This window comes from Roseiterribacter gracilis (assembly GCA_018332375.1).
Taxonomy (GTDB): domain Bacteria; phylum Pseudomonadota; class Alphaproteobacteria; order BOG-932; family Roseiterribacteraceae; genus Roseiterribacter; species Roseiterribacter gracilis.
Genome location: BOPV01000001.1, coordinates 1034280 through 1047244 on the forward strand (window position 1 = coordinate 1034280; position 12965 = coordinate 1047244).

A 12965-nucleotide genomic window follows, 5' to 3' on the forward strand; every position below is an offset into this window, starting at 1 on the left:
CGAAACAAGAACCGCTTTGCAGCTGCGCATGGGACCACGCAACCGATGAATCGCCTGGTTTATTTGGCTCTGTCGGCATTGCTGCTCGCCAGCCCCGCACACGCTGCCTGCCCCGTCATCGACGCGACGCAAGAATTCTGGAGCCTTGCGCGAGACGCACGTGGGGCGAGCGACACGACGCAGATGGCTGCGTTCCGCGCCAAGGTGCAGGCGAAATATCCCGGCCTTCACGCCCCGCACGTGATCGACATCGAGAACGCTGAGCTGCTCGAACGCAAAGCCGTGCAGGCGCTGAACGAAGCGCGCGCCAACAATTTCGCCGCGATGGCGGTCGTGCGCGACATTCAAAACCGCCTGCCCGGCCTGGTCGCCAAACTGGAAAAGCGCTTTCCCGATTTCCGCTGCGACTTTCCCATCTACCTGATGGTGTCGTTGGATCAGTTCGACGCCGTTGCCCGCAATATCGACGGCGTGCCGTCGCTGGTGTTCGGCGTCGATGCGATCCACACGCTCGACGCAACGCCGCGCCTGTCGGTGTTTCTGATGCACGAGCTGTTTCATCGTTATCACGAACAAGTATCGGGCTTCGGCGATGACTCCGGCCCCGACCAGGAAATCTGGCGCACCCTATGGGCCGAAGGCCTCGCGACCTTCGTCAGCGCTGCGTTTCATCTCGATCACAGCCTGGCCGACGCGTTGATGTTGCCGCGCGATCTGGAGCAGCGGTCGCTGCCGCTGGTGCCGAAGCTGGCAGCCGAGATGCGTGCCAATGCGGACAAACTCGATCCGGGCCTGTTCAGCCGCTATTTCGAATTCGGCGACAAGAGCGCGCAAGACTCCGGCATTCCGTTCCGCACCGGCTTCTATATCGGCTATCGCGTCGCGTCGCTGGCCAACGAACGCTGCACCATCGACATGCTGATCCATTGGGACGCAACGACGGTTCGGCAAGAAGTCGAACGCGACCTGACGTTGCTGAGCGGCAAAGACTTTGCGGCGCTGGCGCCACCTTGTTCGCCGCAACCGCAGCGGCGGTAAAATCTACGAACGCTGCATCGCCTCGACGTCGCTCGATGCAACGTCGAAATGTTCGACTGTCTCCGGTCGGTCGAGCAGAAAACGATCGTCTTCGGGATAATAGTGGGCGCGGGTCGGATCGGGGCCGGCGAAGCGTTTGATCGCGTCCCACGAATCCCACCAGCTCAACGTCGCAACTTCGGTCTCACCGTTGCCGAGATCGCGACAGACGATCTGGTAGCCACGATTGCCTTCGACGGCTCGATATTCGCTGCCGCCAGTTTCGATGATGTAGGCGACGTACGCGTCGGTATCGGCGGTGCGGATGCGACCGGCCCAGCGGCGCAGGATCAAAGATGTCGAAGTCATCTGTGACCTCGGATGTTGGTGCCCCGTGCCGGAATCGAACCAGCACTCCTCTCGGAACCTGATTTTGAGTCAGGCGCGTCTACCAGTTCCGCCAACGGGGCCCATCGCGAGAGGCGCGGACTTTGCCGATCTCGCTCCAGCTTCGCAAGCGGGGTCGCCCGAAAATCTTGCCCCAGAATCTCGCTTGACCCGGCCCAGGCCGGCTTGTATTAAACCGATAGGTTATCAACCATCTGGTTAATTACACGTGCCTGCCGACCCGCTGAGCGCCACCTTCTTCGCCCTCGCCGACCCGACGCGACGCGCCATCCTGGCCCGTCTCGCCCAGGGCGACGCGTCGGTCAAAGAACTCGCACAGCCGCATGAGATGAGCCTCGCCGCAGTCTCCAAACACCTGAAGGTGCTGGAGTCAGCGAAACTCATTTCGCGCGGACGCGAGGCGCAATGGCGGCCTTGTCATCTCGAACCCGAACCGCTGCGCGATCTCAACGCCTGGCTCGAATCCTTCCGCCAGTTCTGGGACCGCAATCTCGACGGCCTCGCCACCTATCTGCAGACGCTGCAGCAGAACGCGAAAAAGCCGGGCGAGTAATCGATCGAACAACATCCAAACAACCAAACGAGTGAACGCGAATATGTCGTCGACTGTCGAAATGCCGGAACAGGATCCTCTTATCATCATGACGCGCGTCTTCGACGCGCCGCGTGCGCTGGTGTGGGAGACCTTCACCGATTGCAAACATCAGGTTCATTGGTGGGGCGGCCACGGCTGGACGTTGCCGGTGTGCGAGATCGAACTCCGCCCCGGCGGTGCCTGGCGACAGGTGATGCGCACACCCGAAGGCGCGGAATATCCGCTGAACAGCGTCATCGTCGAAGTGCAGCCACCCGAGCGTCTGGTCTGGACCGATGCGGTTCAATCGACGCATCCCGACGCGCCGCCAAGCCCGCTGCACACAGTGACGTTTGAAGATCTCGGCAACAATAAAACCAAGTGGCACATGGTAGCGCGCTTCCCGTCGGCGCAGGCGCGCGAGATGGCGACGAAGATGGGCTACACCGCGATGATCGAGACCGGCAACGATCGTCTCGCCGCCTATCTCGCGACGCGGTGAAAGGCGCGCACATGACCAAGATCTGGATTGCACGCGCGCTGCAAGCGTTGGTCGTTCTATTCATGCTGTTCGACAGCAGCATCAAGCTGGTGAAGATCCAGCCGGTGATCGATGCCTTCACCACGCTTGGCTACGACCCGTCGCAAGCACGCCTGATCGGATCGATCGAACTGATCTGCACGCTGCTCTATCTGGTGCCGCGCACCGCAGTCCTGGGTGCGGTTCTGCTGACCGGCATCTTCGGCGGTGCGATTGCCAGCCATCTGCGGCTCGACGACCCGCTCTTCACCCATACGCTGTTCGGCCTCTATCTCGGCGGCATGATGTGGGCGCCGCTGTTCCTGCGCGACGCGCGGCTGCGTCAGTTGCTGCCGCTTACGGCCAGGGCAGCGTAAGCCCGCAGAAGTCATTCTTTGTGACAGACCCACCCCTTGCACCGCGCGTCGGTGCAAGGTTCGGTGGGGGCATGATCCGTACGGCAAGGGCGGCGTTCGCCCTCCTCACCCTTCTCGCGATCGGCGCGCTCGGCTTTGCACTGGTCCAGCAATATGCGTTCGGCCTGCCGCCTTGTGAGTTCTGCATCTGGCAGCGTTGGCCGTGGGGCTTGTTGCTGGCGTTGAGCGCGGCCAGCGCGCTCGCCGCTCCGCCGCGCCTGGCGCGGCCGATTCTCGTCGTCGCCGGCCTCTTGCTGCTGGTCGGTGCCGCCATCGCCGCCTTTCATGCCGGTGTCGAACAACATTGGTGGGAAGGCCCGACCGCCTGCAGCTCGACCAGCCCGCCAGCGCGCTCGCTCGAGGCGCTGCGCGCGCAGCTGTCCAACGCGCCGATCGTGCGTTGCGACCAAATTGCCTGGTCCCTGCTCGGCCTCTCGATGGCGGGCTACAACTTCCTGGTATCGTTGGCCGCCGCGCTCGTGACCCTGTCGGTCGCGCGCCGCGGATTTGGAGCTTGAGCCATGACTGACACTGGGCCGCGGACCCTACCCGGCGATCTCACAGGGCACGCGCTGATCGACCGGATCGTGCGCGTCGATCATGCCGGCGAATACGGCGCTATGCGCATCTATGACGGGCAGTTGGCGGTGCTCGGCAACAAAAGCGAAGCCGGCGCCGCGATCGAGAAAATGCGCGACCAGGAACGCGAACATCTCGACTGGTTCGAAGCTGCAGTACCGCGTTACCGCGCACGACCGACCGTGCTGCATCCGTTGTGGCATGTCGGCGGGTTCGTGTTGGGCGCAGCGACGGCGGCACTCGGGCCCCGCGCTGCGATGGCGTGCACGGTCGCGGTCGAAGAAGTGATCGACGAGCACTACGCCAAACAAACGCGCCAATTGGGCGACACCGAGCCCGAACTGGTCGCCAAGATCGAACAGTTCCGCGCCGAAGAACTCGAACATCGCGACACCGGCCTCGCCCACGAAGCCGAACAGGCGCCCGCCTATCCGGTGCTGCGCGCGGCCGTCAAAGGCGCCTGCCGTTTTGCGATCTTTCTCAGCGAACGAGTCTAATGAAACTGCTCCTTGTTCTGCTGTTCGCAGCACTGGCGACAAATGCGTCTGCCTATGACCTGACCGACGCCGATCGCACCAAGATCGATCGCACGGTCGAGAACGTCCTGAAACAGGCGCAGACGCCGGCCGCGTCGATTGCGATCGTGCTCGACGGCAAGCTCGCCTACGCCAAAGCCTATGGCGCCGCGAAATTGTCGCCGCGCGTGGCGGCGACCAGCGACATGCGTTTCCCAATCGGATCGGTGTCGAAGCAATTCACCGCGGCTGCGATCCTGCGCCTGCGCGAAGACGGCAAGATCAAGCTCGAAGACAAGGTTTCGCAGTACGTGCCCGAGGTCGAGCATGGCAGCGAGATGACCGTGCATCAGTTGCTCGATCACACGTCGGGCCTGCGCGATTACTGGCCGCAGGATTTCATGATCCCGCCAATGCGCGAACCGACGACGCCGTTGGCGATTCTGCAGCGCTGGGCGACCGGCGCACTCGACTTCGCGCCCGGCACCGATTGGCAGTACAGCAACACTGGCTTCGTTGCCGCCGGCGTCGCGTCGGAACGGATCAGCGGCAAACCGTTGCTGCAGCAATTGCAGGACGGCGTGTTCAAACCGCTGGGCATGACCAGCGTGATCGAAGCATCGGTGAAGCCGTCGCCCGACGTGCTCGGCTATACGCGCTATGCGTTGGGACCGGTGCGCGCAGCCGAACTCGACCGCGCCAACTGGATGTATGCAGCCGGCGGGCTTGCGATGACCGCCAGCGATCTTGCGCGCTGGGACATCAGCCTGATCAATCGCTCGCTGCTGCAGCCTGCGTCGTACGACGCGATGCTGACGCCGACCAAGCTCGCCAGCGGCAAAGACACGAATTACGGGCTAGGTATCGGCGTCAACACGGTCAACGGCCGCAAAGTGATTTCGCATGGCGGCGAGGTCACCGGCTTCCTGACCGAGAACGCGATCTATCCCGACGACAAGGCTGCGATCGTGGTGATGGTCAACAGCGATGCAGCGGGCGGACCGCAAGCCCGCATCGCCGAACGCCTCGCCAGCCTGGTGCTGCCGACCAATGCAAAAGACCAAGCCGTGCGCGAATTCTTCGACATGTTGCGCGCGGGCAAATTCGATCCGGCGCGCATGACGTCGTATGGAAGTTCCTGGTTCACCAATCAGGTGATCGCGGACTACCAGACGACCTTGGCCAAGTTCGGAGAACCCGATCTGTTCAAGCTGCGCCGATCCTCAGAACGCGGCGGTCTCGACACGCGCAGCTACACAGTGCGCAGCGGCGACAAGTCGATGAATGTGCTGGTACGGATGGGGCCAGACCAGAAGATCGAGCAATTCTCGGTGGGGCCGCTGCCCGACTAGGAATCCAGCTCGCTGTCCCAATAGAGATAATCGCGCCAGCTCTCGTGCAGGAAGTTAGGCGGAAATTGGCGCCCGTTTTCCTGCAGTTCAAACGCGCTGGGCTGGAATGGTTCGAGGCGCGGATGCATGCCGCATTCGCGGCAGAGCTTGTCGCCTTTGCGAAGATTGCAGGCGCTGCAAGCGGTGAGGACATTGTCCCAGGTGGTGCGGCCGCCGCGAGAGCGCGGGATGACGTGGTCGAACGTCAATTCGTGGGTGGGAAACCCGGTGCCGCAATACTGACAGGTGAAACTGTCGCGCAGAAAAACATTGAAGCGAGTGAAGGCCGGTCTGCGCGTCGCTTGTACGTACTCTTTGAGCGAGATGACGCTGGGTAGCCTCATCTCGAAGTTCGGACTTCGGACCGTCTGATCGTAATGCGAGAGGATGTTGACGCGATCGAGGAACACCGCCTTGACCGTGTCCTGCCAAGACCACAGCGACAGCGGAAAGTAACTGAGCGGCCGGAAGTCGGCGTTCAGTACCAATGCCGGACAGGAGTCGAGCGGTGGCGACAAGCGCAAAACCTCGTCTTCCCACGTCACAAAACGCGCCATCGAAATAGTGGATTCGCGCGTCTCCGGCAACCTGAAGCCGATTCTAGCCCAGTACGGACTTCAAGAATCCCAGGCCGCGCGTCATCCCTTCCGCGTCGATTCCGTGGCCCAGCCCTGGGCGTAGCAGGGTCTGCGCGCTGATTCCCGCCGCATCGAGGCCTTTGACCGCGGCCGACAATGCGCCGGCCGGAACGACTTGGTCGGCGGTGCCATGCACCAGCATCACCTTCGGCCGCGACTTGATCTCGGCCGGCAGTTTCTCGGGCGCAATCAGCGCACCGGAAAACCCTAGAATGCCCGCCAATGGTTTGGCGCGGCGCAGCCCGACATGCAGCGCCACCATCGTGCCCTGGCTAAACCCGACCAGCGCGCAGGCGCTTTCGTCGAGCCCGTGTTCGGCCAGCCGCGCATCGAGCCATGCATTGAAGACGGGCGCGGCTGCTTCGACGCCCGCGACCATGCGGGCGGGCGACCGGTCTTCCAGGCTGAACCACTGAAAGCCGAACCCGACTTCGCAGCGTTCGTGGGCGTTCGGCGCATAGAAGACCGCGTCCGGCAGCGACGGCGCCCAGGACGGCGCCAGGCCCAGCAAGTCATGCCCGTCGGCGCCATAGCCGTGCAGCAGCACCACGATGTGTTTGGCTTTGCCGCCAGCAGCGGGGAGCAGCGACGGTCCGTCGAGTTTTGCAGTCATGTCGCGCCTTTGGGCCGCCCGCCCCGGCTTGTCAACGATGCGGGCCCGTGGCGAAGGTCGGACCGTGTCCATGCTCGCCCGTTTCGCACCAAGCCCGACCGGGCGCCTCCATCTCGGTCACGCCTACGCCGCCCTCTTCGCCTGGCGCGCGCCGGGACGGACCGGCACCTGCCTGTTGCGGATCGAAGACATCGACCCCGATCGCTGTCGCCCCGACTACGAGCAGGGAATTTACGACGACCTCGCGTGGCTTGGCCTGACCTGGCCGACGCCGGTGCGGCGTCAGTCCCAGCACATGCAGGACTATCGCGCGGCGCTGACGCGGCTGACCGAGATGGGCGTCACCTATCCGTGCTTTTGCAGCCGGCAGGATGTGGCGCGCGCCGCGACCGCACACGGACCGGAAGGCGCGATCTATCCCGGCACGTGCCGCACGCTGGATGCAGCAACGCGCGCCGATCGGATCGCGCGCGGCGACGCGCATTCGATCCGGCTCGACGTTGCGCGCGGTGCTGCGATCACCGGGCCGCTCTTCTGGGACGAGCGCGACGAAGGACGGATCGCGGTCGATCCCGCGATCGGCGGCGATCCCGTCATCGCGCGGCGCGACGTGCCGACCAGCTATCACCTGTCGGTGACGGTCGACGATCATCTGCAGCAGATCACCTTGGTGCCGCGCGGACGCGATCTGTTTCTCGCCACGCATGTGCAACGCCTGCTGCAGGCGTTGTTGGGGTTTGCCGCGCCGCTCTACGCGCATCACGCGCTCGTGCTCGACACCGACGGACAGAAATTGTCCAAGCGCGATCACGCTACCGCGCTGGCGGATTTACGCGCCGAAGGTTGGAGCGTCGCCGACGTGAAGAAGCGAATCGGCTGGCAGGACGATTAAAGCTGGTCCGGCCGTACGCCGCGAAACCCGGCTGCCAATGCGGGATAATCCGGCTCGCGATCTGGATCGAGCTTGCCGTGACGCATCAGAAACTCAATCACGACCATTGCGACGTTGAATTTGAAATCATCGGTCGTGCGCAACGTGTGCAACACGCGATCGAGCGGCCACAATTCGAACGACGCGACTTCGCCGTCGCGATTCTCGGGCACGACATGGGCGGGCAGTTCGAGGTCGAACACGAACAGCGCGTCGTTGCGCAGCCCCTCGCCCTTGGCGAATTTGTACGTAAGCGATCCAACCGGCACCGCGCGATCGGCCCATTCGGTACTTAGTCCCGCTTCTTCCGCAGCTTCCTTGCGCAGATTTTCGCGCAACGACAAACCAGCGGGCTGCCCGCCTGCAATGATGTGGTCGAGCTTGCCGGGTTCGACGTCGCGATCCATCGCGCGTCGTCCGATCCACAGCAGTATTTCTTCGCCGCGCCGTACGAATCCGTTCACGTGCACGCCATAGGCGGCGAATCCGAGCGGCGTGGTTGCGGCACGATCCACCGTGGCAAGCGGCGCCTCGCCCCAGCGCGCCAGCAACGGAAATTGTTCGCCCGACGCTTTGCGGTCGGTGAAACGCGCGATGATGGGCATTGCATCGGCCAGAACCGCAGATCGCGCAGCCGTATCCGGCAAGGACGGATCGAGAACCAGACGGTCGTTTCTCCGTTCGAATCCGCGGGCTGCGGACAGCGCATCCGCCACGTGTGGCCGGACGAATCCGACATCTCTGCCAGCCGCCTCGAAGCGCAGAAAATCGGACGGCGACCATGCAGTGCAGCGGACCACGTGTCGCAGCAAATCCATTGAATTCCCTTCTCTTCCAGCTCTCCCGTACGAACGGTGGCCGGACTATAGTGATCCCATGCGTATGATCCTCATCGTTCTTCTCGGCCTGACCCTGGTCGGCGTCGTCGCGGTCTTGCTGATCGGCGTCGTTGCGATGGGGCGCGGCGGCGATTTCAACCGCAAATACGGCAATCTGCTGATGCGCGCCCGTGTCGGGCTGCAGGCGCTCGCATTGCTGCTGCTGGCGGCCTTGTATTTCTCGCCGCCGAGCTGAACGCAGTCCGGGCAGCGGACTGCCACTGCGCTGCATAGCTCTATTCCGCGGCGTTCCTTGACAGCGGCGAAAAGCGCTTCATAGGTTGCCGCCCGTTTTTCCGCCCATTTTCATGATTTTCTCTCCTGGGGTTTGCGGCCGATGAAGCTCCTCGTACCCGTGAAGCGGGTGGTTGATTACAACGTAAAAATTCGCGTGAAGCCGGACGGCTCGGGTGTCGAGCTGGCGAACGTGAAAATGTCGATGAACCCGTTCGACGAAATCGCGGTCGAAGAAGCCGTGCGCCTCAAAGAGGCCGGCAAGGCGACCGAGATCATCGCCGTGTCGATCGGCCCGGCGCAGGCACAGGAAACGCTTCGCACCGCGCTCGCCATGGGCGCTGACCGCGCGATCCTGGTGAGCCACGAAGGCGAAACCGAACCGCTGATGGTCGCCAAGGCGCTGAAAGCGCTGATCGGCAAGGAAGCGGTCGACCTCGTTATTCTCGGCAAGCAGGCGATCGACGACGACTGCAACCAGACCGGCCAGATGCTCGCTGCCCTGCTCGGCTGGGGCCAAGGCACGTTCGCGTCGAAGGTTGCTGCTGCGGACGGCAAGATCGCCGTGACGCGCGAAATCGACGGCGGCCTCGAAACCGTCGAGCTGAAATTGCCGGCGGTGGTCACCACCGATCTGCGTCTCAACGAACCGCGCTACGCGTCGTTGCCGAACATTATGAAGGCGAAGAAAAAGCAGCTCGACACGATGTCGCTTGCTGATCTTGGCGTCGATGCGACGCCGCGCTTGAAGACGCTCAACGTCGCCGAACCGCCCAAGCGTCAGGGCGGCATCAAGGTCGAAACCGTTCAGCAGCTTGTCGACAAGCTGAAGAACGAAGCGAAGGTGATCTGAGCATGGCTGTTCTCGTCGTTGCCGAACATGACAACGCGTCGCTGAAGCCGGCCACGCGCAACGTCGTCACCGCCGCTGCCAAGCTGGGCGAAGTGCATGTGCTGGTGGTTGGCTCGAACGCGAAGGGCGCTGCCGATGCAGCCGCCAAAGTTGCGGGCGTCACCAAAGTGCATCTCGCCGATGCGCCCGAGCTGGCGCATCTGCTGGCCGAGAATGTCGCGCCCGTGATCGCCGCGATTGCGCCGAACCACAGCCACGTGCTGTTTCCGGCGACCTCGTTCGGCAAGAACGTGGCGCCGCGTGTTGCAGCACTGATCGACGCGCAGCAGATCAGCGAAATCATTTCGGTCGAAAACGCCGACACGTTCAAACGTCCGATCTATGCCGGCAACGCGATTGCGACCGTACAGTCGTCGGACAAGGTGAAAATCATCACCGTGCGCGGCACCGCGTTCGATCCCGCTGCAGCCGAAGGCGGCTCGGCGACGATCGAAACGATCGGCGGCAAAGGCGATGCCGGCGTGTCGAGCTTTGTCGGTTCGGAAATTTCGAAGAGCGAACGTCCCGAACTGACCACGGCGCGCCGTGTCATCTCGGGCGGCCGCGGCATGCAGTCGGGCGAGAACTTCCACCTGCTCGAAGCCATCGCCGACAAAATCGGCGCTGCGGTCGGCGCGTCGCGCGCTGCAGTCGATGCGGGCTTCGTGCCGAACGACTATCAGGTCGGTCAGACTGGTAAAGTCGTGGCGCCGGATCTGTACATCGCCGTCGGCATCTCGGGCGCAATCCAGCATCTCGCCGGCATGAAAGACTCGAAGGTGATCGTCGCGATCAACAAAGACGGCGAAGCGCCGATCTTTCAGGTCGCCGATTACGGTCTGGTCGGTGACTTGTTCAAGATCATGCCGGAACTCGCGGCCGAGCTGGACAAGGTCGCGTAACTGCCGTGACGGTCAAACAGGTCGGTATCATCGGTGCCGGACAGATGGGCAGCGGCATCGCGCAGGTTTGCGCGTCCGCTGGCTATGACGTCGTGTTGCTCGATGTCAGCAAGGATCAGCTCGCCAAAGCGCTCGACCTGATCGAGCGCGGGCTGAATCGCCTGGTGCAAAAGGGCAAGGTCAACGACACCAAGACCGTGCTTGCGCGCATTCGCACGACCAGCAGCTTCGCCGATCTGTCGAACGCCGATCTCGTCGTCGAAGCTGCGACCGAAAAAGAAGCGGTCAAGCGCGCCATCTATGACGAGCTGAAACCGCATCTGAAAGACAGCGCGATCGTCGCGACGAACACCTCGTCGATTTCGATCACGCGTCTCGGCGCTGCATCGGGACGTGCCGAGAAGTTCATCGGCATGCATTTCATGAATCCGGTGCCGGTGATGCAGCTGATCGAGTTGATCCGCGGCATCGCGACTGACGACGCGACGTTCGAAGCGACGCGCAAGGTTGCCGAGACGTTGGGCAAGACGGTGGCGTTGTCGGAAGACTTCCCCGCCTTCATCGTCAATCGCATCCTGCTGCCGATGATCAACGAAGCGATCTACGTCCTGTATGAGGGCGTCGGATCGGTTGAGTCGATCGACACGGCGATGAAGCTGGGCGCCAACCATCCGATGGGACCGCTCGAGCTGGCGGATTTCATCGGGCTGGATACGTGCCTCGCCATCATGGGCGTTCTGTACGAAGGCCTGTCGGATTCGAAATACCGCCCCTGCCCGCTGCTGGTGAAATACGTCGAAGCCGGTTGGCTTGGTCGCAAAGCCGGCCGCGGCTTTTACGACTATCGCGGCGAAACCCCGGTACCGACGCGCTAGCACGTGCGCGACGTCGGTCAGTTCGTCGAGATCGCCGCGCTGTTCGCCGCGATCACGACCGATGTTGCCGGCTACGAACGCTTCTCCGCTGCCTACCCGACGCTAGAGGCGCTGGCCGACGCCTACGAAACGATGGCGCCGTTCGAACAGCAGACGGCGCAAACCTTGCTGACCTCCCGGCAGCCGACCACGCTATTCGGACGGATCGCGCAAACTTCGTACCTGTCGCAACTGACCGGCGATCCGCGCTTCATGCGCGCGCTGACCTCGGACCCCGAGCTGCGCGCTGCACCGGCGGCGGTACGGTATTTCATCCAGTGGCAGGTGCTGGCGCGCGCCTTCAACCGAAGAGGCAGCGTCGACCAGGACACGGCGCAGGCCGTGCTGCGATCGTACCGCGCGTTGTTGCAGCTCTATGCGCGCAAGCTCGATCTCGCCTTCCCGCTCATCCCTGCAGAAGAGCGCGACTGGGATTTCGTGCCGATCGTCACCTTGCAGCTACTGACCAGATTGCACGCGCCCAGCGCTGACGTTCTCGACTATGCGGCGCGTCTCGTGCGCATGGGCAAGCGTCCACTGCTGATCAATTCCTGCCTGATGCCGCGCGCCATGGCGGCGCCGTTTTTCAAGGCGACGATCGCTAATCACAACGAAGGCTTCGAGGCGCTGCAGACGATGACGCATGACGGCGTCACGTTCGACTTTCTGCAATGCGCGCCGCTGATGCCCGACGAGCCTGAATTGTCCCGCATCGTGCGCATGCTGCACGCAAAGCGACCGGGCTACGTTCTGTCGATGGGCCATTCGAACCTGCTCGCCGATTTGTGCGGCAGTTTTACCACCACAGTCGGCATGCCGTTTGGAACCGATTTCCAGACCACAGCCGCTTCGACCTACGTGTTGCCGCGGCCATGGGCCGATGGCGACGAGCAAGCGGCTGCATCACTGGCACTGGCGCGCGACAACGTGCTGGCGACACCCTACGCGTTTCGTCTGCCGGACTCGCACCGCGCGACGACCCGCGCCGACCTCGGCGCCAGCGATACCGACATTCTGCTCGCGGTGGTCGGCAGCCGTCTCGACGGCGACGCGACGCGCGAATGGATGGAGCAACTGGGTGCCGCGCTGGACGCGAACCCTGACGTGCATGTCGTCTTCGTCGGCAACTTTCCCGCCTACGAGAAACGTCGCGCGCTGCATCCTGCGCTCGAACGACAGACGAGTGCGGTCGGAATCATCGACGACGTGCCGGCGCTGCTGGCCTGCTGCGACCTGTTCCTCAATCCGCCGCGCCATGGCGGCGGGTCGACCGCGGCCTATGCGCTGGCGCGCGGCGTACCGGTGCTGACCGACCCGACCGGCGACGTCGCGATGGTCGCCGGCGCTGCCGCACTGCCCGGCCTGGCGCAGCTCCAGGAAACGCTAGCCAAGTGGCGCAGCGACATGGCATGGCGAAGCCAGCAGCAAGATCATGCCCGCCAGCGCTGGACGCAGGTGTCGGACCGCGATTCGCTGTTGCAGGGGATCGACGAGCTGGCGCGCAGGAACGCCGATCGCCGGGCACCGGTCTTTGCCGCATGAC

General features: G+C 63.3%; 17 protein-coding genes and 1 tRNA gene. 13 read left to right on the forward strand and 5 right to left on the reverse strand.

The genetic code is table 11. The features are described 5' to 3' along the window. Positions 1–45: 45 nt before the first annotated feature. The gene (locus tag TMPK1_RS05150) at positions 46–1038 is read left to right on the forward strand and encodes a DUF2268 domain-containing putative Zn-dependent protease (RefSeq protein WP_420241837.1); all 993 of its coding nucleotides are present in this window, start codon (positions 46–48) and stop codon (positions 1036–1038) included. A 3-nt stretch (positions 1039–1041) separates the two neighbouring features. Here TMPK1_RS05150 and TMPK1_RS05155 read toward each other — a convergent pair whose 3' ends face one another. Then, positions 1042–1386, reverse strand: a complete 345-nt coding sequence (locus TMPK1_RS05155; protein WP_420241838.1) for a hypothetical protein — start codon at positions 1384–1386, stop codon at positions 1042–1044. Positions 1387–1402: 16 nt separating this feature from the next. After that, positions 1403–1487 (reverse strand) — tRNA-Leu (locus tag TMPK1_RS05160). A 146-nt stretch (positions 1488–1633) separates the two neighbouring features. Between TMPK1_RS05160 and TMPK1_RS05165 the strand changes: the two genes are divergently transcribed. The 6 genes from TMPK1_RS05165 to TMPK1_RS05190 all read left to right on the forward strand — a co-directional run bounded on the left by TMPK1_RS05165 (position 1634) and on the right by TMPK1_RS05190 (position 5381). Further along, positions 1634–1978, forward strand: coding sequence for an ArsR/SmtB family transcription factor (locus TMPK1_RS05165; RefSeq protein WP_420241839.1), 345 nt, complete (start codon positions 1634–1636; stop codon positions 1976–1978). Positions 1979–2021: 43 nt separating this feature from the next. Continuing rightward, the gene (locus tag TMPK1_RS05170; protein ID WP_420241840.1) at positions 2022–2501 is read left to right on the forward strand and encodes an SRPBCC domain-containing protein; all 480 of its coding nucleotides are present in this window, start codon (positions 2022–2024) and stop codon (positions 2499–2501) included. 11 nt (positions 2502–2512) lie between these two features. Continuing rightward, positions 2513–2896 (forward strand): DoxX family protein, encoded by a 384-nt coding sequence (locus TMPK1_RS05175; protein ID WP_420241841.1) that lies wholly within the window; start codon positions 2513–2515, stop codon positions 2894–2896. Between the two features lie 71 nt (positions 2897–2967). Further along, a complete protein-coding gene (locus TMPK1_RS05180; RefSeq protein ID WP_420241842.1) occupies positions 2968–3453 on the forward strand; it encodes a disulfide bond formation protein B in 486 nt (161 codons plus the stop codon). 3 nt (positions 3454–3456) lie between these two features. Next, on the forward strand, positions 3457–4011 hold the full coding sequence (locus tag TMPK1_RS05185; protein WP_420241843.1) for a demethoxyubiquinone hydroxylase family protein: 555 nt from the start codon (positions 3457–3459) through the stop codon (positions 4009–4011). Further along, positions 4011–5381: a serine hydrolase domain-containing protein gene (locus TMPK1_RS05190; RefSeq protein WP_420241844.1), complete on the forward strand. Its 1371-nt coding sequence runs from the start codon at positions 4011–4013 to the stop codon at positions 5379–5381. The genes TMPK1_RS05185 and TMPK1_RS05190 overlap by 1 nt, the downstream gene beginning before the upstream one ends. Here TMPK1_RS05190 and TMPK1_RS05195 read toward each other — a convergent pair. Together TMPK1_RS05195 and TMPK1_RS05200 are read right to left on the reverse strand one after the other, a co-directional pair. Further along, a complete protein-coding gene (locus TMPK1_RS05195) occupies positions 5378–5977 on the reverse strand; it encodes an HNH endonuclease (RefSeq protein ID WP_420241845.1) in 600 nt (199 codons plus the stop codon). The two genes, TMPK1_RS05190 and TMPK1_RS05195, sit on opposite strands and share 4 nt — an antisense overlap. 43 nt (positions 5978–6020) lie before the next feature. Beyond that, the gene (locus TMPK1_RS05200) at positions 6021–6671 is read right to left on the reverse strand and encodes an alpha/beta hydrolase (RefSeq protein ID WP_420241846.1); all 651 of its coding nucleotides are present in this window, start codon (positions 6669–6671) and stop codon (positions 6021–6023) included. 70 nt (positions 6672–6741) lie between these two features. On the opposite strand from TMPK1_RS05200, the gene gluQRS reads away from it, so the two are divergent. Next, positions 6742–7563, forward strand: coding sequence for a tRNA glutamyl-Q(34) synthetase GluQRS (gluQRS, locus tag TMPK1_RS05205; RefSeq protein ID WP_420245622.1), 822 nt, complete (start codon positions 6742–6744; stop codon positions 7561–7563). Here gluQRS and TMPK1_RS05210 read toward each other — a convergent pair. Beyond that, positions 7560–8420 (reverse strand): NUDIX hydrolase, encoded by an 861-nt coding sequence (locus tag TMPK1_RS05210; protein ID WP_420241847.1) that lies wholly within the window; start codon positions 8418–8420, stop codon positions 7560–7562. The two genes, gluQRS and TMPK1_RS05210, sit on opposite strands and share 4 nt — an antisense overlap. Before the next feature lie 58 nt (positions 8421–8478). Here TMPK1_RS05210 and TMPK1_RS05215 point away from each other — a divergent pair, with 58 nt between their 5' ends. The 5 genes from TMPK1_RS05215 (at position 8479) to TMPK1_RS05235 (ending at position 12964) form a co-directional block, all read left to right on the forward strand. Then, the gene (locus TMPK1_RS05215; protein WP_420241848.1) at positions 8479–8676 is read left to right on the forward strand and encodes an HIG1 domain-containing protein; all 198 of its coding nucleotides are present in this window, start codon (positions 8479–8481) and stop codon (positions 8674–8676) included. Between the two features lie 141 nt (positions 8677–8817). Beyond that, positions 8818–9567, forward strand: a complete 750-nt coding sequence (locus tag TMPK1_RS05220) for an electron transfer flavoprotein subunit beta/FixA family protein (RefSeq protein ID WP_420241849.1) — start codon at positions 8818–8820, stop codon at positions 9565–9567. Between the two features lie 2 nt (positions 9568–9569). After that, entirely contained in the window at positions 9570–10508 is a 939-nt protein-coding gene (locus TMPK1_RS05225) for an electron transfer flavoprotein subunit alpha/FixB family protein (RefSeq protein WP_420241850.1), read from the forward strand. A 44-nt stretch (positions 10509–10552) separates the two neighbouring features. Further along, positions 10553–11383, forward strand: a complete 831-nt coding sequence (locus TMPK1_RS05230; protein ID WP_420245624.1) for a 3-hydroxybutyryl-CoA dehydrogenase — start codon at positions 10553–10555, stop codon at positions 11381–11383. Positions 11384–11386: 3 nt separating this feature from the next. After that, entirely contained in the window at positions 11387–12964 is a 1578-nt protein-coding gene (locus TMPK1_RS05235; protein WP_420241851.1) for a glycosyltransferase, read from the forward strand. Position 12965 lies beyond the last annotated feature (1 nt).